Origin of the sequence: Paenarthrobacter sp. TE4293 (genome assembly GCF_050435325.1) — a bacterium.
In the GTDB taxonomy this organism is placed as follows: Bacteria; Actinomycetota; Actinomycetes; order Actinomycetales; family Micrococcaceae; genus Arthrobacter; species Arthrobacter nitroguajacolicus_C.
Window position 1 is genome coordinate 745,941 of the sequence record NZ_JBNJRY010000001.1, and the last position, 19,755, is coordinate 765,695.

Here is a 19,755-nt window from a genome sequence, read left to right on the forward strand (position 1 = left end):
CTGTTTCCTTTTCTAGGCTTCTGCAGCTGCGCGGCCAAGGCCGGCGCTGAGGTTCTTGGTAAGTTGCCCGACGGCGTCCACGCCGCCATCGCGGAGGGCCGCCACCAGGGCGGTTCCCACGATCACGCCGTCAGCGTAGGCGGCAATCTCCCGGACGTGGTCCGGGTTGGACACGCCCAGACCGACGCACACTCGCTCTGCGCCGGCTGCGTGTGCGTGGGCAACGACGTCTTCCGCGCTGCTGCTGACGGACTGACGGGTCCCCGTGACGCCCATGATGGAGACAGCGTAGACGAATCCACGGCTGGCCTTCACTGTCATGTCGAGGCGTTCCGGAGTGGATGAAGGAGCCACGAGGAACACGCGGTCGAGGCCATATTTGTCGGAAGCTGCGAACCATTCGGACGCTTCGTCCGGGATGAGGTCCGGGGTGATGAGGCCCGCTCCCCCGGCTTCGGCGAGGCGTCGGGAGAATTCGTCGACGCCCATGCGCATTACCGGGTTCCAGTAGGTCATGACCAGCACGGCAGCGTCGGTGGCGTCGGTAATGCCGGCAACGACGTCGAAGACGTTCGCGACACGGAACCCGTTGGCAATGGCCTCCGTGGTGGCGGCCTGGATGACCGGTCCGTCCATCACGGGATCGGAGTACGGGATTCCGATTTCGATCAGGTCAGCGCCGTTGCGGGCCAAAGCGATTCCCGCTTCGATGCTTTCCTGGACGGTGGGGTATCCCGCAGGGAGGTAGCCCACCAGGGCGGCGCGGCCTTCTGCTTTGGCGCGATCGATGGCCGCAGCGGATTTGCTGGCGAATTCTTCAGTCATCAGTTCTGGTCCTCGTTGACATCCACGGCGGCTTCGGACGTGCGCTCTGTGGGGCCCTTGGGCTTTCGTGTGGAGAGCGTGGTGCCCTTGACGTGCCCTTCCTCATCCAACATGTTGAACCAGGCTGCGGCAGTTTCGACGTCCTTGTCCCCACGACCGGACAGGTTAACGATCACCGTGACGTCGGAAGGGTTCTCCTTGCCCTCGGTGAGGCGCTGGCCGATCTTGATGGCACCCGCCAGAGCGTGGGAGGACTCGATGGCAGGAATGATCCCCTCGGTCCGGCACAGGAGGCTGAATGCGTCCATGGCTTCGGTGTCGGTGACGGCCTCATACGTTACCCGACCAATGTCGGCCAGGTAGGAGTGCTCCGGGCCTACGCTCGGGTAGTCCAAGCCGGCCGAAATGGAGTGCGATTCAATGGTCTGGCCGTCTTCGTCCTGCATGAGGTAAGAACGGGCGCCGTGCAGTACGCCGGGACGGCCGAGGGAGATGGCCGCAGCGTGGCGACCGGTTTCAACGCCCTCGCCGCCGGCTTCGAAGCCGTAGATCTTCACGGATGCATCATCCAGGAAGGCGTGGAACAACCCGATGGCGTTGGAGCCGCCACCGATACACGCACAGATGGCGTCGGGGAGCTTGCCGGTCTGTTCCAAAATCTGGCTGCGGGCTTCCTCGCCGATGACTTCATGGAAGTAGCGGACCATCGCGGGGAACGGGTGGGCCCCGGCTGCGGTTCCCAGCAGGTAGTGGGTATGCTCCACGTTCGAAACCCAATCACGCAGGGCGTCGTTGATGGCATCCTTGAGGGTCTGCGAGCCGTTGGTGACGGGGACAACAGTGGCACCGAGCAGTTGCATGCGGGCCACGTTCAGCGCCTGCCGCCGGCAATCCTCGGCGCCCATGTACACCACGCATTCCAGGCCCAGCAGGGCTGCGGCCGTGGCACTGGCAACGCCGTGCTGCCCGGCCCCTGTTTCCGCGATCACACGGGTCTTGCCCATGCGCTTGGCAAGGAGGGCCTGGCCCAGGACGTTGTTGATCTTGTGGGAGCCCGTGTGGTTCAGGTCTTCACGCTTGAGGAAGATACGCGCTCCGCCGGCATGCTCGGAGAAGCGCTTGGCTTCGGTGAGCAAGGAAGGCCTGCCGGAGTAGTTCTTGTTGAGGTCCTTGAGCTGTGCGATGAAATCGGGGTCAGCCTTGGCCTTCTCGAACGTGTCCTGGACTTCGTCGAGGGCGGCGATGAGGGATTCGGGCATCCAGCGTCCGCCGTAATTGCCGAAGTAGGGCCCGGAGGCGTTGCGCAGCGAAGGGCCACCTTGCAGGAATGCGTCGGCCGCATTCTCTTCTGAGCCGGTTGTTGGCGCGTCGACCATCAGTCTCACCGTCCTGTTCCAGTTAGTTCATTGGGTAGTTCCACGTGCCACAAGGCAGCCACAGGCACAAGCCCGGGCTGCCTTGCGGCTGTTCGCCGTGATTCAGTGACTGCCTCAGTTCCTGACGGCGATGGCGGCAGCTCCAGCTGCCTTGAATTCGGTGATGCGTTCGCGCGGGGTGGAGTCGCTGACGAGCGCCTCCCCCACCAGGATGGCGTTGGCGCCGCCCGATGCGTAGTGGGACACGTCGTCGGCGCCCCTGACGCCGGACTCGGCAACAATGACGGACCCGGCCGGAATCAAACCGGCCAGGGAGCCGAAGACCGAGCGGTCGACGTCGAGCGTCTTGAGGTTGCGGACATTGATGCCGATGATTTTCGCCTGCGCCGCAACGGCGCGTTCGATTTCTTCCTCGGTGTGGGTCTCCACCAAAACGTTCATGCCGAGCTCATGGCTCAGGGCACTGAACTCCGCAAGCTCCGTGTCTGACAATGCCGCGACGATGAGCAGGACCAGGTCGGCTCCGTGGGCACGGGCTTCCCAGATCTGGTACTCGTCAACCGTGAAGTCCTTGCGGAGCAAGGGAATGTCGACGGCGGCACGAACGGCATCGAGGTCGGCCAACGAACCGCCGAAACGGCGCTGTTCAGTCAGGACGCTGATAACGGAAGCTCCGCCGTCGGCGTACTGCACCGCGAGGGAGGCCGGATCCGCGATCGGTGCGAGGTCGCCCTTCGAGGGGCTGCGGCGCTTGATTTCTGCGATGACCTTGAGGTCGTTGCGGACGGACGAAGGACCGCCCAAGGCTGCCCATGCATCGCGGGCCGGGTCGGCACCTGCGGCGCGGTCCTTCAGCTCCGCAAGGGATACGAGGCGGCTGCGCGCCTCCATCTCCTCCTTGACGCCAACGATGATGTCATCAAGAACGGTCACGACTAGTGGCCGTTGTTCTGCAGCTTGCTGCCGCCCACTCCGTAGCCCGCCTTGCGCATGACGCCACCAACGATGAGGCCAATAACCATGACAACCAGGCCGCCAACGAAGATCGGGGTGCTGGCGATGACGAAAGCAATGGAGGAAATCAGCGCACCGACCAGCATCACAAGTACGCAGGTCCAGGCAGCCGGGCTGTTTCCGTGGCCGATGGCGTCAGCGTGGCTGGCCATGGTGGATTCAGTTTGGTTTGCGGACACTGTGGTTTTGCTCATGTGAAATCTCCTCAGGATGAATACTGCTTACATTCTGCCATTTATTGACGGCGTCCGGGACATCGTCCGACGTCAGGGAAGGCGTGTGCGCTTTTGTTGCGCGGAACCTGCCGGAAAGCCCTGCTCAGCTGCCTACGTGGGGTCTTCACCTCGTGACAGGCTGTCCCAGCTGTCAATCTCGTCCACCGGTTCGTTGCTGCCCTTCCGGCTCCGCGTCCCGGCGTCGTACTTGGTCCGCGAGGTCCAATGGCGTCCGGCCAGCGGCAAGGCCACCGCGCAGACAGCCAGCAGGGATCCGGCGACGATGGCCAGGACCGGGAACGCTGTTGCCGCAGCGTTGGCCTGCCCACCCGAGACGCCCGTTGCAGCTGCGATCGCCCCTTGGGCGGCACCCAGCGGGTCAAGCAAAACGGTGACTGCGGCCAGGATGATCCCCGCCGCCGACAGGACGATGAGGACCGCAATGATCCAGCGGGCGATTTTTCCGGCAATGGAAGCCGCGAGGCCGCCAGCCAGTGCGACGACGGCCAGGGCCGTCACAGCAGTGGCCGCTTTGCTTCCTTGAACGTGCAGATCGCTGTTGGATGCTCCGGTGGGATCCAACTGCACCTCGATCCACGTCTGCGTCGTGGCCCCGAACACGGCCAGAGCAAGGATCGTGGTGGCGAGGACCAGCGTGGATTTGCGTGCCCAGCGCGGAGGTTGCTTTACGGGAGACGCTGACGATGCCGTGCTCATGGGGCGGAAGTCCCGTCGTCGAGGACGTTTGGATTCCCGACCGTATCAGCGGAAATGTTCTGCAGCGATCCCGCGGTGTGGACGGCCCGAAGGGGCGCTGCCGCCTTGTTCACCGTCTCCAGCGCCTCGGAAGGCTTGTGGGAATCGGCCACGATTCCGCCGCCGGCCTGAACATAGGCGCGGCCTCCACGGAGCAGCGCCGACCGGATGGCAATGGCCATATCCATGTCACCGGCAAAATCCAGGTAGCCCACCACGCCGCCGTAGATGCCACGGCGGTGCGGTTCGAGTTCATCGAGCAAGCGCAGCGCACGCGGTTTGGGAGCACCGGACAGCGTGCCTGCCGGGAAGGTCGCTTTGAGGACGTCGTAGGCCTTGGCGCGAGGAGAAAGCTCCCCCACGACGGTGGACACGAGGTGCATGATGTGGCTGAACCGCTCCACTTCCATGAACTGCGTGACGTCGACCGTCCCGGCAACACAGACCTTGGAAAGATCATTGCGGGAGAGGTCCACCAACATCAGGTGCTCGGCCCGCTCTTTCTGGTCTGCCAGCAACTCCGTGGCGAGGGCCTTGTCCGCCTCCACCGTCTTCCCACGGGGGCGGGAGCCGGCGATGGGGTGGGTAATGACTTCCTGGCCGGTCACCGTGACCAAAGCCTCCGGCGATGAGCCCACGATCGAGTACTCACGCCCGTCCGCATCCTCCAGGCTAAACAGGTACATGTACGGACTGGGATTGGTATTGCGCAGCACGCGGTAAACATCCAGGGGGTCCGCGGGGCACTCCATCTCGAAGCGACGGGAGATCACTACCTGGAAAACTTCGCCGTCAACAATGGCTTCCTTGCCCCGGTCGATAGCCTCAAGGTACTTGGCTTCGTCCCAGCGCTCCTGCACGCTGGAGGCAAAGTCCAAGGCCGCGGTTTCCAGCACGGAAACCGGCTGGGCAACGGGAGTGCTGATCTGCTCCAGCAATCCTTTCACCCTGGCCACCGCATCATGCCAGGCGTCGTCAACGCGTTCGGAGCTGTCATCAAAGTTGATGGCGTTGGCGATCAGCAGGACCGTACCGTCCGTGTTGTCGTGAACAGCCATGTCGGTGACCAGGTTCAACGCCATTTCCGGCAGCTGCAGGTCGTCCTCCGGCGGAGAAGTCAGGCGCTCCCAGTGACGGACGGCTTCCCAGCCGAGGAAGCCAACCAGACCGGACGTGAAGGGCGGCAATCCTTCGAAACGGTCGGTCTGCAGCGCAGCTATGGTGTCGCGGACCGCGTCGACGGGGTTCCCGGACACGGGAACTCCAACCGGCGGCTCGCCGATCCAGTGGGCCTGGCCGTCCTTGGTTGTCAGCGTGGCCCGCGATGCGGATCCAATAAAGGAGTACCGGGACCAGGTGCCGCCGACTGCCGCGGACTCCAGGAGGAATGTTCCGGGCTGGCCCTTGGCCAGCTTCCGGTACAAACCAATGGGTGTTTCGGCGTCCGCCAGGACCTTGAGGCGGACGGGGATGACACGGCTGTGGACGGCGAGTTCGCGGAACTCTTCCAGGCCCGGGCTGATGATTCCAAGGTCCTGCATGGCTATTTTCTCCGCCTTTTGTCTGAGGTGGTGCGTCAGTGGAAAGTAGTGGGTGCCTTAGTCGCGGTGGCCCGTAACGACTGTGAAGTCGCGACCATCGAAGCAGGTCCGGGTTCCGGTGTGGCATGCTGCGCCGATCTGGTCCACGCGGACCAGGAGGGCGTCGCCGTCGCAGTCAAGGGCGACAGACTTCACGAACTGTACGTGTCCGGAGGTGTCGCCCTTGCGCCAGTACTCCTGGCGGGAGCGCGAATAGAACGTCACGCGGCCTGTGGTCATGGTGCGGTGGAGAGCCTCGTCATCCATCCAGCCGAGCATGAGGACCTCGTTGGTATCGTGCTGCTGCACGATCGCGGCCACGAGACCCGACGGGTCACGTTTGAGGGCGCTGGCGATCTCCTGTGGCAGGGGACTCGACGGGTCGCTGGAAAGCTCCGCGGCGGGAGAGGGGCTGGGGGCGGACTGCTCTGACATCAGATCAAGTCTAGTGCCTTTGGCCGCAGCCCGGTTCTGCGGCGGTTCCACTGCGCAAGACCGCTCCGATCGTGCTAGTTTCACAAGTGATGCATTTCGTCGATCCTTCCCGAGAAGTACTGGCCGAAACCCTGCTGGCGGCCGGACCTGACTCCCCCACGCTCTGCGAAGGGTGGCAGACCCGGGACTTGGCCGCGCATTTGTTCCTGCGCGAACGGAAAATCGCCGTAGGTCTCGGCCTGCTGATACCAAGCCTGGGCAAGGCATCCGAAAAGGCCACCTCCAAACTCGCGGCCAAACTCAAGAGCCCGGACGCCTATGCGGACCTCGTTAAGACCTTTCGCGCCGGCCCTCCTGCTTTGTCCCCGTTGAAAATCAAGGCCCTGGACGAGACGTCCAATCTCATCGAGTACTTTGTGCACACCGAAGACATCCGCCGGGCAGGCGACCGATGGGCGCCCCGCGCCCTCGATGAAGCATATTCGGACGCCCTCTGGGATGAACTGATCAAACGGGCCGCCTTCCTGTACCGCGGTGTCGACCTTGGCATCGTGCTGGTGCGCCCCACCGGCCCGCGCCATGTAGCCAAGCGCGCGCCCGTGTCCGTCGCCATCGTGGGCGAACCTGGCGAGCTGCTGATGCATGCCCACGGCCGCACCAGCCAGGCCCTCGTCACCTTCGAAGGCCAGCCGGACGCCGTCGCGCTTCTGCAGTCCGCGGACATCGGCCTCTAAACAGACAACGCGGGGTCACTTACGGCTCATCCTGCAAGGGATGATGGGCCGTAAGTGACCCCGCGTTGGCGTTGTTGCCTGAAGCTAGCGGACCTCGAAGCCGGCCTCGCGGATAGCCGCCTTGACCTGGGCAATCATGTCGTCCGGCCCAAAGTGGAACACCGAAGCCGCCAGCACGGCATCCGCGCCGGCTTCCACGGCAGGCGGGAAGTGTGCTGGCTCCCCGGCGCCACCGGAGGCAATGATCGGGATGTTCACCGCAGCACGCACCAGGCGGATCAACTCGAGATCGAAACCGTCCTTGGTGCCGTCGGCGTCGATCGAGTTGAGCAGGATTTCTCCCACGCCCCGGTCCGCTGCTTCCTTGGCCCAGGCGACGGCGTCGATACCGGTTCCGGTGCGGCCACCGTGGGTGGTCACTTCAAAACCGGACGACGTCGGGACGTCACCATCGCGGGTACGGCGGGCATCCACAGAGAGCACCAGGACCTGCGAACCGAAGTGGCGGGTAATCTCATCGATGACCTCGGGGCGGGCAACAGCTGCAGTATTGATGGAGGCCTTGTCCGCACCGAAGCGCAGGAGCTTGTCCACCTCCGCGACGCCACGGACGCCACCGCCCACGGTGAGGGGGATGAAGACTTCCTCTGCCGTGCGGCGGACGACGTCGAACGTCGTTTCACGGTTCCCGGACGAGGCAGTGACATCGAGGAACGTCAGTTCGTCGGCCCCGCCATTGTCGTACCGGTGCGCCAGTTCCACCGGATCGCCGGCGTCGCGGAGGCCCTCAAAGTTGATGCCTTTGACGACGCGGCCTGCGTCGACATCCAGGCAGGGAATGACGCGTACGGCTACAGCCATGTGCTGCTCCTAAATTCTGCTTGGCTCTGCTCTGCTGAAGTGATGTGCGACCCGATGACGCGGATCAGATGCGGCAGGCGTGGATGCTGCTGACCAGGATGGCGCGCGCTCCAAGGTCGTAGAGCTCATCCATGATCCGGTTGGTTTCCTTCTTCGGAACCATGGACCGCACGGCAACCCATTCGGAGTCGCGCAGCGGGGAGACCGTGGGCGACTCAAGGCCCGGGGTCAACGCAGCGGCGTCCTCCACCAGGTCCTTGCGGATGTCGTAATCCATCAGGACGTACTGGCGTGCCACGAGGACGCCTTGGAGCCGCCGGATCAGGGTGTCGATTTCCTTGGCGGTTCCATTGGCCGAACCACCCGAGTTGGAGCGGCGGATCAGCACGGCCTCGGACTTCAGGATGGGATCGCCAAAGATCTCCATGCCCGCGGCCTTAAGGGTGTTGCCGGTTTCAACGACGTCGGCAATGGCATCCGCGACACCGAGGCGAACCGATGATTCCACGGCTCCGTCCAAACGAACCACAGTGGCGTTCACGCCGCGGTCCGCCAGGTAGTCGCGCAGGAGGCCGTCGTAGCTGGTGGCCAGACGCTTGCCTTCAAGCTGTTCGACGCCGGCGAAGTCACCGACGGGACCGGCGAAACGGAAGGTTGACGGGGCAAAGCCCAGGGGAAGTATTTCCTCAGCTTCAACCTTCGCGTCCAGCAGGAGGTCCCGGCCGGTGATGCCGACGTCGAGCGTGCCTTGGCCTACATAGACCGCGATGTCACGTGGACGGAGGAAAAAGAATTCAATGTCATTGTCGGGATCAACCATCACCAGCTCGCGGGAATCGCGGCGCTGGCGGTAGCCGGCCTCTGACAACATTGCCGAGGCGGCTTCGGACAGGGATCCCTTGTTGGGGACTGCTACACGGAGCATTGGGAGACTTTCTTGTTGGAAGGGAGGTTTTCAGGCACCTTGGCCACGCAGGGGGCTCCGCCGCAGGACAGCGGAGTGGCGTGGCTAGAGATGCTTGTAAACGTCCTCCAGGGTGAGGCCTTTGGCGAGCATGAGGACCTGCAGGTGGTACAGCAACTGGGAAATTTCCTCAGCGGCAGCTTCGTCTGATTCGTACTCCGCGGCCATCCAGACTTCAGCGGCCTCTTCGACCACCTTCTTGCCGATGCCGTGGATTCCGGAGTCCAGTTCGGCAACCGTGCGCGAGCCTGCCGGGCGGGTCGCTGCTTTCTCACTCAGTTCTGCGAACAGCGTCTCGAAATTCTTCACGCCCTCCAGACTACTTGCTCGGGGGCGGCCACCGCTTGTTGGGGCGTTGCATGACGAAGGGGATGTGAGTGAAGACACACACATCCCCTTCGATGGCCGGCGCTGCTAGGTGTACTGCTTCAGTGTCACCGCGGTGGCGAGGGCTGCAGTCACAGCTTCGTGGCCCTTGTCTTCCTTGGAACCGGGAAGGCCTGCGCGGTCCAGGCCCTGCTGCTCCGTATCGCAGGTGAGGACGCCGAAGCCCACCGGCACGCCGGTGCGGACACTGACGTCAGTGAGTCCCGACGTCGCGGCTTGGCAAACATAGTCGAAGTGGGGAGTTCCGCCACGGATCACCACGCCCAGTGCCACTACTGCGTCAAAGTGCGGTGCAAGCCTGGCGGCAGCGACCGGGAGCTCGAAGCTGCCCGGCACCCGCAGGAGCGTTGGCTCCGCGATCCCGGCTTCCTTGGCGGCGCGAAGTGCTCCGTCCACCAGGCCGTCCATGATCTGGGTGTGCCAGCTTGCCGCCACGATGGCCAGCTTAAGCTGCGAGGTTTCCTCAGGGTTGAGGGTGGTGAGGTCGATGGTGGGCGCGCCGTGTCCGCTCATGGTGTGGTGTGGATCCGTTCAGTCTGAGGTGTTGTCAAAGGTGTGGTTTGAAGGTGTCTTGCCATTGCTGACCGGCTCGACATCGAGCGTCAGCCGGTGGTCCATCCGGTCCTTCTTGGTCTGCAGGTAGCGCAGGTTCTGTTCGCGGGACGGCACCTCGGTAGGCACCATCTCCACCACCGTCACTCCGGCCTTGTCGAGACGGTGCTGCTTGTCGGGATTGTTGCTCAGCAACCGGACCTCATGGAGACCCATTTCGGCCAGGATCTGTCCAGCCGCACTGTAGGAGCGTGCGTCGACGGGCAAGCCCAATTGTTCGTTGGCCTCCACGGTGTCGAACCCGGCTTCCTGCAGGGCGTAGGCCTTGATCTTGTTGGCCAGCCCGATGCCGCGGCCTTCCTGCCCACGCAGGTACAGCAGCGTTCCGCCTTCGGCATGGATGAGTTCCAAAGCAAAGGCAAGCTGTTCTCCGCAGTCGCAGCGGTAGGAACCGAAAACATCGCCGGTGAGGCATTCGGAATGCAGCCGGACCAGTGGCGCACGGCCGTCCTTGGGTGGATTGGGTGAGCTTACGGCGAGGTGTTCAATGCCGGTGACATGGTCCGTCCAGGCTTGTGCAACAAAGTTTCCAAACGCCGTGGGCAGTTGCACCACGGGGCCACCGCTGACGGGGTGCGGCGCCGGGCCGGAATGGTCACTGCTGCGCGTGGTCGATGCGGTCATCGCTTCTCCTCGTCCTCCTGTGAAATACGTGCCGTCTGGGACTCTACCGCTTCAACATATGACACCAGGTCCTCTATGGAGATGAGGGGGCATCCATGGTCGGCGGCGAAGTCGCGCAGGCTGTCCAAGCGCATCATTTCACCATCATCATGTACCAACTCTGCGATCACACCCACCGGGGCGAGCCCGGCCAGTCGACACAGGTCCACGGCAGCTTCCGTGTGACCCGGACGTTCACGCACTCCCCCGTTAACTGCGCGCAGCGGGAAAATATGCCCGGGGCGGGTGATCGAGGCCGGAGTGCTGCTCGGATCTGCCAGGATCCGGGCCGTCAGGGCGCGGTCCGTGGCGGAAATGCCGGTGCTGACACCGATCGCAGCGTCGCAGGAAACGGTGTAGGCAGTCCCCTTGGCGTCCTCATTGATTTCCACCATGGGAGGCAGCACCAGGGCATCCGCACGATCTCCGTCCAAGGGGACGCAGATGACGCCGGATGAATACCGGATGGTCCATCCCATGAGGGCCGGGGTGGCGTGCTGGGCGGCAAAGATGATGTCGCCTTCGTTCTCCCGGTCTTCGTTGTCCACGACGATCACGGCCCGGCCCGCTGCCATCGCTGCGATCGCATCTTCGACAGGATCCAGTCCGGTACGCGGCGTTCCGCCGGTCGATGTCTTGGCGGGGGCGCTCATCGCGTACCCCCTTGCTGCGGCGCGAAGGACAACAGGCGCTCGGTGTACTTGGCCAACACATCCACCTCGAGGTTCACGCGGCCCCCGACAGGCTTGGCGCCCAAGCCGGTTTCTTCCAGCGTGGTCGGGATCAGCCCCACCTCAAACCACGGAGCGGGTTCGGCTGCGGCACTGACGGCGGTCACCGTCAGCGAGACACCGTCGACGGCGATCGAACCTTTTTCGGCGATATAGCGTGCCAGCGGGGCCGGCACGCCAAAACGCAGGCGGTCCCAGTTCCCCAGTGGCTCGCGCTCCAGCAATTCGCCCACGCCGTCGACGTGCCCCTGGACCACATGTCCGTCGAGGCGACCGCCTGCCGGCACACAGCGCTCGAGGTTCACTGTGTCCCCCGGGGCCAGCCCGCCGATGGTGGTCCGGACGAGGGTTTCGCCCATGACATCGACGCTGAAGTCCTGGCCATCGATCTGCGTGGCCGTCAGGCACACACCGTTGACGGCGATGGACCCGCCCAAGGCCAAACCTTCGGTGGTTGTGGGAGCACTCAGCCGCAGCGTGGCGCTGGCGTCACCATCATGCTCAATTCCCACCACAGTGCCTTGCTCGGCAACGATTCCCGTAAACATCAGTGTCCTCCCGTGACATATTCCGCAGCTTCACTGTTCGAAGCCACACTCTCTTGCGGAATCGAATTCTTGTTGGTTCCGGCGGTACTCCGTGGTGACCGCAGGTGCAGCCGAAGGTCGTTGCCGAGCGTCCGGACCGCTCCGCCCCCGGCGTCGTCCCAGGACCAGTGCTGGGCATCCGCCAGCGTGGTGATCCCCAGGTCGTTCAATGCAGGCGTTCCGGACCCCAGCAACGTCGGCGCCAGGTAGACGATCAGTTCGTCCACCAGGTGTGCGCCGAGGAAGGTGCTGAGGATCGACGAGCCGCCTTCCACCATGACGTGCCGCACTCCCTGGTCGAACAACGCAGCCAGGGCCACTGCCGGATCCCGTGTTGGCAAGTGGACAAAGCGCCCGTCGGTTCCCCGGACGGCCGCATCTTCAGGGACGTCCCGCAATCCCATCACCGCGCGGATCGGCTGCCGGGCGGCGAGTTCTCCGTCCGCGGTCCTGGCCGTCAACCGGGGGTTGTCGATCAGGACGGTCCCGGTCCCCACCAGGATGGCGTCGATGCGTCGCCGCAGCCCATGGTTGTCCGCGAGGGACTCCGGGGAGGAAATCCATTGGCTGGTGCCGTCCGTGGCGGCAATGCGGCTGTCCAGCGTCTGGGCGATGTGCAAGGTGACGAACGGACGCTTGGCCGCAACGGCGTCGAACCAGTCGCGGTTAAGGTCCAGGGCCCTGTCCATGGCCAGGCCGGAACGGACCTCGACTCCTGCGGAACGGAGCGTTCGGGCCCCGCCTGCGGCGGGATCGTGGGGATCGTCGACGGCGTAAATCACCTTCGAGATTCCCGCCGCCATGATTGCCTGGGCGCACGGTCCGGTGCGGCCTACGTGGTTGCACGGCTCGAGCGTAACGACCATGGTGGTTCCCACGATGTCAATGCCCTGCCGGCGGGCTTCGGAAATCGCGTCCGCTTCAGCATGGGCCGTGCCGGCACCCCGGTGGTACCCCGTCGACAGTTGTTCGCCTTCCGGACTGAGGATCACTGCACCAACCAGCGGATTGGCTCCGCGCGGTCCGGCGAGGGCTGCGATGAGCGCGGCATCCATGGCCGCGCACTCTGCCGGGGTGTACAGGGTTTCATCTGCGGTCACTGGGCAGCTCCCGCGGATACTGCCACGCCTGCGCTGCTGTCATCGCGCCCGGCCCGTTCGCGCTTTTCTGCGCGCCACCAGACGAAGAAGCCGGTGAGGGTGAAGAAGCCGTAGAACAGATACATGACCGCGCTGGCATAGTAGCCGGCGCTGAACAACAGTGGCACGCCCACGATGTCCACGGCCACCCAGATCAGCCAAAATTCAGTCCAGCCACGGGCCATGCCATACGTGGCCAGCAGTGAGCCCATGAAGGTCCAGGCGTCTGCCCAGACCGGCGGATAGGAGCCGAGGGCATCGAAGAGAGGCGTCAAGGCTGCTGTGCCTGCCACCATCGCGCCGACCAGCGCGAAGCGGACTTTGTTGCTGGCCCAACCCGGAACGATGGCGCGTCCCTGGTTACTCGAGTGCCGGCCCTGCTGCCACCGGTACCACCCATAAACGGCGACGGCGATGAACATGATTTGACGTGCGGCCTGTCCCCATAAGGTAGCCGGCGCTGCTGCGCCGAACACATTGCCCAGGAAGACCGTGAGCAGGAGGATGTTGCCGATGATGCCGATTGGCCACGCCCAGACTTTACGGCGCATGCCGCCAAGGGCGCTGAGCAACCCAAAGATGTTTCCAAGCACTTCGCGTAAGACAAGAGCAGATCCCCCAACGGGGATCTGTGCTTCGAAGAGCCATCGCAGAAAGTCCATGCCGTTCCTTCCCAGTAAGCCGCGATGACTCCGGGGGTGTACGACAGCGCAATGCCGGGCGTCGCTAAAGGAACGCCCACGGCATGACTGTACGTGCTTCTCCCATCCAGACTTTAACTGTCGGTACCGGAATTCCACCGGTTCAACCGTCTGCCATCGAACATCCAAGGACTTGGAATCCGATGGCTCGCGGGTCGCGGACTATAACCGCCGGTTCGGACTTACACCGACCCCGGAGCACGTATGTGTGTTGTTATTCTGCCACAACTACAAAGATGACCGGGCTATTCCCCGGCCATCTTCGTAACATGTGGTGACGGTCGTCAGGCAAATGTGGCCGTGGCAGCCTGGCCCGCTGCACGGAGCCGATCGATGGCAGCGGCGGGGTCCTGGTGGCCATAGACTGCCGACCCTGCCACGAACACGTTGGCGCCGGCTTCGGCAGCCCTGGTAATGGTCTCCTCGGTGATGCCTCCATCCACTTGGATAGCGACGCCGACTCCGGAACCCTCGATGGCTGCCCGGGCACGCCGGATCTTCGGAAGGGTGATATCCAGGAAGGACTGCCCGCCGAATCCTGGCTCCACCGTCATGATCAGCAGCATGTCCAACTCGCTGAGCATGTCCAGGTAGGGCTCAACCGGAGTAGCCGGCCGCAGGGCCATTCCGGCCTTGGATCCGCGCGCACGCAGTTCCCGGGCCAGTTTGACCGGCGCCATCGCTGCCTCTGCATGGAAGGTCACCGAAGCGACGCCGGCGTCCGCGTAGGCAGGCGCCCAACGGTCGGCGTCGGAAATCATCAGGTGGGCGTCCAGCGGCACAGGACTGACCGCCTGGATCCTTTGCACTACCGGCAGGCCGAGCGTCAGGTTCGGCACGAAGTGGTTGTCCATGACGTCAACGTGGACGGCGTCGGCATTGCTGATCCGTTGCAGTTCCGCCTCAAGGTTGACGAAATCCGCTGACAGGATGCTCGGGTTGATACAGCACTGAGACAAGGCAGCCCCTCTGGGTCGGTGGTGATGGAAGGTCGGATTCCGACCGTTACGGCTTTTTGCGGATGAGTGCCATGAACATGGCATCCGTTTGGTGGACGTGGGGCCACAACTGCGCCGTCAGCTCATGACCGGCGCCCAAACTGCCGGTGAGGCTGACATCGTCAAGCGCCTGTCCGGCGTCGAGCAGTTCCAGGTCCCCACGCTTGGCCAGGACGTCGCTGACAACCGCAGTTGTTTCTGCCGGGTGCGGCGAACATGTCACGTAGGCCACCACGCCGCCGGGCTTGACGGCGTCTATCGCAGCCTTCAACAGGTCACGCTGCAGGGGGCCGAGGTCCCCAATGTCCTTGGGTGAGCGCCGCCACCGCGACTCGGGTCGCCTGCGCAACGCTCCCAAGCCACTGCAGGGAACGTCTACCAGAACGCGATCGAAGGATTCCGCCTGTTCCGAGCCAACTTCGCGTCCGTCGCCGGTCCGGACCGACCACGTGTCCGCCGGGACAGCCGAAAGCGCCTGTTGGACGAGCTTCGCCCTGTGGGGCGCGGGCTCGTTGGCAAGAAGCGTGGCGCCATCCCTCTGCGCCAAGGCGGCCAGGAGAGCAGCCTTTCCGCCGGGGCCTGCACACAAATCAAGCCAGCGTTCGCTTCGGGGGGAGGCGCCGCCGAGATCCACGCCGGCCAAAGCGCGGGCCACCAGCTGGGATCCCACGTCCTGGACCCGGGTGGTTCCACGCCGGACCGATTCCAGGCGGCCGAGATCCCCGCCGGCGGACAGGGCGGAACCTTCCACCAGCTCGCCGGCGGTGGCACCATTCTCGAAAGCCTCGTCAAGGTTTCCCAAGCCTGGCAGCGCCACGAGATTGACCACTGGAGCGGCGTTGTCAGCCTCCAGCAAGTCATCAATTTCGGACTTTGGACGTCCATGGTTCACCAAGGACTGACGCAGCGCGCGCACAATCCATTCAGGATGGGCATGCCGGAGCGCCGCAACCTTGGTTTCGTCGGTTTCGTTGGCCAAGAGGATATCCAGCCATTCGCCCATGCTGTGGGCCGTAACTTTTCGCAGGACAGCATTGATCAGGGCTGATGGACCGGCCCCGATCACGGCGCGTGCCAGGCCAACAGTCTGGTCCAGCGCAGCATGTGCCGGAACTCGCATCGACAGTAATTGATGGGCGCCTATCCGCAGGGCATCCAGGATCGCAGGATCCAATTGTTCCAAGGGGCGGTCCACGCACCGGGCCAAGATGGCATCGTACGTACCTTGGCCACGCAGGGCGCCGTAACTCAGCTCCGTGGCGAATCCGGCATCCCGCCGATCAAGCCGGTGCTCCCTGATGCGTGCCGGAAGCACGAGGTTTGCGTAAGCATCCTCGGCAGCAACAGCACGAAGCACCTCGAAAGCAACCAAACGCGCGGGGTCGGCCCTGCGTGTCCGCTGCGACGGAGCGTTGTTGGTGAACCCCCGCTGCGGTCCCCTGTTCCGCTCCCTGCCTTGGGCGTTGCGTCTGCTCTCGCCGCGGGCACCACGGTTGCCTTGTCCGCCGCCGTCCCGGCTCCCGCTGTTATTGGGGCCTCGCCGGCCGGACTCGCTCATTCGAATACCACTCTCTCGGGTGTAGCCAAGCCGCGGGCCCAATCGGCCGACGACATCATCTTCTTGCCGGCCGGCTGGATCCGGCCCAGCTCTACAGCATGGGAACCAGTACCCACCAGGACGGATTTGCCTTCTACCCGGATGCTCCCGGGCGCCAGATCGGTGACCTCGGGCCGGAGACCCACTGGCTCAAGTTTGACCCGCTGGCCCTCCAAGGTTGTCCAGGCTCCGGGTTCCGGAGTAACACCACGCGCCCGGCGGTTCACGGCAAGGGCAGGCTGCCGCCAGTCCAGGCGCCCGTCGTCGAGCGTCAGCTTGGGCGCGAGGGAGACCTCCCCGTCTTGGGGCTGCGGAGCAGCCTGCCCCGCATCGATTGCCGAAAGGGTCTGGCTCAGGAGTACTGCGCCGCTGATGGACAGGCGCCCAAGGAGGTCGCCGGCCGTGTCCTCAGGGCGAACTGATTCCGTCAGGGTACCGAACACCGGTCCGGTATCGAGGCCCTCTTCGAGTTGGAACGTCACGGCGCCCGTAACGTCGTCTCCCGCGATGAGGGAGCGTTGGACCGGGGCAGCTCCCCGCCATGCCGGGAGGAGGGAGAAATGCAGATTGACCCATCCATGCTTCGGAACACTCAAAGCGGGTTTGGGAACGATGCCGCCATAGGCAACAATGGCGGCGACGTCAGGGGCGAACCCAGCGATCCTGGCTGTGGTGTCTGCATCAACCTTGGCAGCCCGGATGACGTCGATGCCCAATTCCATCGCCCGTACGGCGACGGGCGAAGGGGTCAGGATGCGCTTCCGGCCCACAGGTGCGTCCGGGCGGGTCAGGACAGCGACGACATCGAAGCCAGCCTTCACCAGGGCATCCAACGACGGAACGGCGACGCCGGGAGTTCCTGCAAAGAGGACCCTCACTCCGGTGCCCCGAAACTGCCGCCACCAAAACTGGAACCTACGCTGGTAGCGCGCTGGGACGTGGTCTTCTCCGTGATGGCATGGTAATTGGCGTTGCGGATGGCGCGAAGGGCTGCCTTCCGGTCTTCACCTTCCAACCGGTCCGTGTACAAGATGCCGTCAAGGTGGTCCGTTTCGTGCTGGAAGCACCGGGCAAGCATGCCCTCGGCCTCCACAGACACCGGGTTGCCGTTCAGATCAACGCCGGTTGCCCGGGTAGCCCGGTAGCGGCGGACAGGAAAGCCCAGCCCGGGAATCGAGAGGCAACCTTCTACCTCGTCCGGTTGGAAGTCCTCGCTGTTCTCCAGGACCGGGTTGATGATGTGGCCTTCCACTCCCCCGATGCGGTAGGTGAAGACCCGCTGGCTGACGCCGATCTGGGGTGCAGCCAGGCCTGCGCCCTCTACATCCTCCATGGTTTCGGTCATGTCAGCTACCAGTTTGGCGAGCTCCGGACCGAAATCGGTGACGGGATCCGCTACGGTGCGCAACACCGGATCCCCGATGATTCGGATACTCAAAATTGCCATGTGCCGTCAGTCCTCACGATCGTCAAACTCGGGTCCGGGTGTTGCGGAGCCTATGACAGTTTAGTTGAGGTCATCGCCGCTGCCGCTGTTTGCTCCTGGTGCACCAACCGCAGCGAAGACAGGCGGCGCAATGGGCAGCAGGGCTTGTCCGGCCGCGGTGACGTCAGCCGACATTTCCCACACACGCCGGAGGGCGCAAAACTTCCACCAATGGTGCTTGAGAATTTCCGGGTTGGCCCGCATCGGCCTGACTTCAGTTTCCCCGATGGCCACAGCGAGCAGCATGGGGTTGTCTCCGTACTTCCACGGCTCCCATTCACCGGCGACCGGATCAACCAGGCTCTCCTCAGCCTTCATCCCGGCGGCGAGCTGCATCACGACCTTGTCATCCAGCGCTTTGACCGTCCCGTCCCGCGTGGTGCCTTTGGTCTTGTAGTCGATCAGGCAGATACGTCCATTGATCCGGGCAACGAGGTCCAGCGTCCCGGCATACCCCACCGTCTTGTTCCACACAGTGATCTCCGGAGCCAATGGCTCCACGCGGTAAAGCTCCCACCACTCGTCAAAACGGGCGGCAAAGGCCTGCTCGCCATGCGCTGCGAGGTCATCCCGGCATTCCTGCATGCGGTGTGGTCGTCCCAGAGCACGCAACGCGACCTGCTCGCAATACGTATGAACCCTGTCACCGCGCGCGGCCGCCGCGTCCCTGTAGACCTCAGCGGCTTTGGAGGCCTTATTAATGGCCTGGCGGGTTTTTGCCGGGCTTCCAAGAATCGCCGGAAGCTCAGGATCCGCAGCCAGGCTGCTCGCGCCCATATAACTGAACCACCCGTCCAAGGCGTGGGCTTGTTGCCCAATCACCGTGGTGATGGACGGCACGGAGAATTGCTCCGTGGTGGAGCGGGCGTACATCCGGCCGTAGTCAGTTGCGTGGGCAAGCAGTGGAGCAGTCATATAAAGACTTTGTCATAGAGGACCGACAGAATTCTCCGGAGGGAAGATCATTGCGAGCTGCTCCGGGGACAGTCGGGCCAGCTTCCCGGCAAGGACCGGGGCAGTCAAGGCAAGATCCGCGAAAGGCGGAAAGTGCTCCGTGGCAGCTGGAGGCACATCTGATTCTTCTTGTTCGTGCACCTTGATTGGGTGTGGCATCCACCCGGTTCGTGACGCAGAAACGCACAATCCGCCGGAAAACTGCGGGGAAGCAAAAAAGAAACCCCGTCCGGACCGACTTAGTCAGTCCAAACAGGGTTCCCCATGGTGGGCGATACTGGGTTCGAACCAGTGACCTCTTCGGTGTGAACGAAGCGCGCTACCACTGCGCCAATCGCCCGCTGCATAGAAAACACTAACGGACCGTCGCCGGAATGCAAAACGGATCGGCCCTTCACCCCGGGACTCGAACTACACACGTGGAATTACAGTCGTGAAACTCTCTCAAATCCCCGCAAATTCAAGGATCGAGCCGCCTTCGCCACCGAAACGAAGCTGCCGATTTGGAGTTTGCAGCAACCTCCTATAGAGTTTTTACTCGTCGGAAAGCGACGGAATGCCTGCAGGGCTGCCCGTCAAAACGACACTGCGGACGTAGCTCAGCTGGTAGAGCACCACCTTGCCAAGGTGGATGTCGCGAGTTCGAATCTCGTCGTCCGCTCGCAAGGCACTGTCAAGGCAAGAATTCCCCGGAATCCTGCTTACACGGTGGGTTGGCCGAGAGGCGAGGCAGCGGCCTGCAAAGCCGTATACACGGGTTCGAATCCCGTACCCACCTCGGTGAAAACCATGTCTTCCAGCTTTTGCTGGTTGCATGGGCGATTGGCGCAGCGGTAGCGCGCTTCCCTGACACGGAAGAGGTCACTGGTTCGATCCCAGTATCGCCCACCAGAACAAGGAAACTTGTTTGTTGTTGAACGCCAGGCATCAGCCCGGCAGGCAACATGTGCGGACGTAGCTCAGCTGGTAGAGCACCACCTTGCCAAGGTGGATGTCGCGAGTTCGAATCTCGTCGTCCGCTCTCCTTTGAAAAGGACCCGGTAACGGGCGATTGGCGCAGCGGTAGCGCGCTTCCCTGACACGGAAGAGGTCACTGGTTCGATCCCAGTATCGCCCACCAGAACAAGGAAACTTGTTTGT

22 protein-coding genes, 6 tRNA genes and 1 riboswitch are annotated in these 19,755 nt (G+C 63.6%); of the genes, 6 read left to right on the forward strand and 22 right to left on the reverse strand.

What is annotated here, in order from left to right; translation table 11 throughout:
- Nucleotides 1–12: 12 nt before the first annotated feature.
- The 7 genes from trpA to hisI form a co-directional block, all read right to left on the reverse strand.
- Complete coding sequence (gene trpA, locus QF015_RS03395) at nt 13–825, reverse strand: tryptophan synthase subunit alpha (protein WP_429387004.1); 813 nt, start codon at nt 823–825, stop codon at nt 13–15.
- Nucleotides 825–2,201, reverse strand: a complete 1,377-nt coding sequence (gene trpB, locus QF015_RS03400; protein WP_310205562.1) for a tryptophan synthase subunit beta — start codon at nt 2,199–2,201, stop codon at nt 825–827. Before trpB ends, trpA begins: the two co-directional genes overlap by 1 nt.
- Before the next feature lie 114 nt (nt 2,202–2,315).
- Complete coding sequence (gene trpC, locus QF015_RS03405; RefSeq protein ID WP_429387007.1) at nt 2,316–3,134, reverse strand: indole-3-glycerol phosphate synthase TrpC; 819 nt, start codon at nt 3,132–3,134, stop codon at nt 2,316–2,318.
- A 2-nt stretch (nt 3,135–3,136) separates the two neighbouring features.
- Nucleotides 3,137–3,409: an HGxxPAAW family protein gene (locus QF015_RS03410; protein ID WP_310205569.1), complete on the reverse strand. Its 273-nt coding sequence runs from the start codon at nt 3,407–3,409 to the stop codon at nt 3,137–3,139.
- 132 nt (nt 3,410–3,541) lie between these two features.
- The gene (locus QF015_RS03415) at nt 3,542–4,147 is read right to left on the reverse strand and encodes a Trp biosynthesis-associated membrane protein (protein ID WP_310205572.1); all 606 of its coding nucleotides are present in this window, start codon (nt 4,145–4,147) and stop codon (nt 3,542–3,544) included.
- A complete protein-coding gene (locus QF015_RS03420; protein WP_429387010.1) occupies nt 4,144–5,727 on the reverse strand; it encodes an anthranilate synthase component I in 1,584 nt (527 codons plus the stop codon). The genes QF015_RS03415 and QF015_RS03420 overlap by 4 nt, the downstream gene beginning before the upstream one ends.
- 57 nt (nt 5,728–5,784) lie before the next feature.
- Nucleotides 5,785–6,201 carry a phosphoribosyl-AMP cyclohydrolase gene (gene hisI, locus QF015_RS03425; RefSeq protein ID WP_310205577.1) on the reverse strand — a complete coding sequence of 139 codons (417 nt, stop codon included), beginning with the start codon at nt 6,199–6,201 and terminating at the stop codon, nt 5,785–5,787.
- A gap of 89 nt (nt 6,202–6,290) precedes the next feature.
- On the opposite strand from hisI, the gene QF015_RS03430 reads away from it, so the two are divergent.
- The gene (locus tag QF015_RS03430; RefSeq protein ID WP_429387042.1) at nt 6,291–6,935 is read left to right on the forward strand and encodes a TIGR03085 family metal-binding protein; all 645 of its coding nucleotides are present in this window, start codon (nt 6,291–6,293) and stop codon (nt 6,933–6,935) included.
- An 84-nt stretch (nt 6,936–7,019) separates the two neighbouring features.
- Here QF015_RS03430 and hisF read toward each other — a convergent pair whose 3' ends face one another.
- From hisF to QF015_RS03505, 15 genes are all read right to left on the reverse strand, one after another.
- Entirely contained in the window at nt 7,020–7,796 is a 777-nt protein-coding gene (gene hisF / locus QF015_RS03435) for an imidazole glycerol phosphate synthase subunit HisF (protein ID WP_310205580.1), read from the reverse strand.
- 64 nt (nt 7,797–7,860) lie between these two features.
- The gene (gene hisG / locus QF015_RS03440; protein ID WP_310205582.1) at nt 7,861–8,721 is read right to left on the reverse strand and encodes an ATP phosphoribosyltransferase; all 861 of its coding nucleotides are present in this window, start codon (nt 8,719–8,721) and stop codon (nt 7,861–7,863) included.
- 84 nt (nt 8,722–8,805) lie between these two features.
- Nucleotides 8,806–9,069, reverse strand: a complete 264-nt coding sequence (locus QF015_RS03445) for a phosphoribosyl-ATP diphosphatase (RefSeq protein WP_024820576.1) — start codon at nt 9,067–9,069, stop codon at nt 8,806–8,808.
- Between the two features lie 105 nt (nt 9,070–9,174).
- Complete coding sequence (ribH, locus tag QF015_RS03450) at nt 9,175–9,660, reverse strand: 6,7-dimethyl-8-ribityllumazine synthase (RefSeq protein WP_310205585.1); 486 nt, start codon at nt 9,658–9,660, stop codon at nt 9,175–9,177.
- Between the two features lie 18 nt (nt 9,661–9,678).
- Nucleotides 9,679–10,383, reverse strand: a complete 705-nt coding sequence (gene ribA, locus QF015_RS03455) for a GTP cyclohydrolase II (RefSeq protein WP_310205589.1) — start codon at nt 10,381–10,383, stop codon at nt 9,679–9,681.
- The gene (gene ribB, locus QF015_RS03460) at nt 10,380–11,075 is read right to left on the reverse strand and encodes a 3,4-dihydroxy-2-butanone-4-phosphate synthase (protein ID WP_310205591.1); all 696 of its coding nucleotides are present in this window, start codon (nt 11,073–11,075) and stop codon (nt 10,380–10,382) included. Before ribB ends, ribA begins: the two co-directional genes overlap by 4 nt.
- A complete protein-coding gene (locus tag QF015_RS03465; protein ID WP_310205594.1) occupies nt 11,072–11,701 on the reverse strand; it encodes a riboflavin synthase in 630 nt (209 codons plus the stop codon). The genes ribB and QF015_RS03465 overlap by 4 nt, the downstream gene beginning before the upstream one ends.
- Nucleotides 11,701–12,795, reverse strand: a complete 1,095-nt coding sequence (ribD, locus tag QF015_RS03470) for a bifunctional diaminohydroxyphosphoribosylaminopyrimidine deaminase/5-amino-6-(5-phosphoribosylamino)uracil reductase RibD (protein ID WP_429387045.1) — start codon at nt 12,793–12,795, stop codon at nt 11,701–11,703. Before ribD ends, QF015_RS03465 begins: the two co-directional genes overlap by 1 nt.
- Before the next feature lie 41 nt (nt 12,796–12,836).
- Nucleotides 12,837–13,541, reverse strand: a complete 705-nt coding sequence (pnuC, locus tag QF015_RS03475) for a nicotinamide riboside transporter PnuC (protein WP_310205597.1) — start codon at nt 13,539–13,541, stop codon at nt 12,837–12,839.
- An 89-nt stretch (nt 13,542–13,630) separates the two neighbouring features.
- Nucleotides 13,631–13,786, reverse strand: a riboswitch (FMN riboswitch).
- A gap of 78 nt (nt 13,787–13,864) precedes the next feature.
- The gene (gene rpe / locus QF015_RS03480; RefSeq protein WP_310205600.1) at nt 13,865–14,539 is read right to left on the reverse strand and encodes a ribulose-phosphate 3-epimerase; all 675 of its coding nucleotides are present in this window, start codon (nt 14,537–14,539) and stop codon (nt 13,865–13,867) included.
- 46 nt (nt 14,540–14,585) lie between these two features.
- Nucleotides 14,586–16,136: an RsmB/NOP family class I SAM-dependent RNA methyltransferase gene (locus tag QF015_RS03485; protein WP_429387018.1), complete on the reverse strand. Its 1,551-nt coding sequence runs from the start codon at nt 16,134–16,136 to the stop codon at nt 14,586–14,588.
- On the reverse strand, nt 16,133–17,053 hold the full coding sequence (gene fmt, locus QF015_RS03490) for a methionyl-tRNA formyltransferase (RefSeq protein WP_310205607.1): 921 nt from the start codon (nt 17,051–17,053) through the stop codon (nt 16,133–16,135). Before fmt ends, QF015_RS03485 begins: the two co-directional genes overlap by 4 nt.
- Nucleotides 17,050–17,622, reverse strand: coding sequence for a peptide deformylase (def, locus tag QF015_RS03495; RefSeq protein ID WP_310205610.1), 573 nt, complete (start codon nt 17,620–17,622; stop codon nt 17,050–17,052). Before def ends, fmt begins: the two co-directional genes overlap by 4 nt.
- Nucleotides 17,623–17,682: 60 nt before the next feature.
- On the reverse strand, nt 17,683–18,576 hold the full coding sequence (locus QF015_RS03500; protein ID WP_310205613.1) for a cytochrome: 894 nt from the start codon (nt 18,574–18,576) through the stop codon (nt 17,683–17,685).
- Nucleotides 18,577–18,880: 304 nt separating this feature from the next.
- Nucleotides 18,881–18,955: transfer RNA gene (locus QF015_RS03505), tRNA-Val, on the reverse strand.
- A 248-nt stretch (nt 18,956–19,203) separates the two neighbouring features.
- Between QF015_RS03505 and QF015_RS03510 the strand changes: the two genes are divergently transcribed.
- From QF015_RS03510 to QF015_RS03530, 5 genes are all read left to right on the forward strand, one after another.
- A tRNA-Gly gene (locus QF015_RS03510) sits at nt 19,204–19,276 on the forward strand.
- 46 nt (nt 19,277–19,322) lie between these two features.
- A tRNA-Cys gene (locus QF015_RS03515) sits at nt 19,323–19,393 on the forward strand.
- Nucleotides 19,394–19,431: 38 nt separating this feature from the next.
- Nucleotides 19,432–19,506, forward strand: a tRNA-Val gene (locus QF015_RS03520).
- Between the two features lie 57 nt (nt 19,507–19,563).
- A tRNA-Gly gene (locus QF015_RS03525) sits at nt 19,564–19,636 on the forward strand.
- A gap of 24 nt (nt 19,637–19,660) precedes the next feature.
- Nucleotides 19,661–19,735, forward strand: a tRNA-Val gene (locus QF015_RS03530).
- Nucleotides 19,736–19,755: the final 20 nt, after the last annotated feature.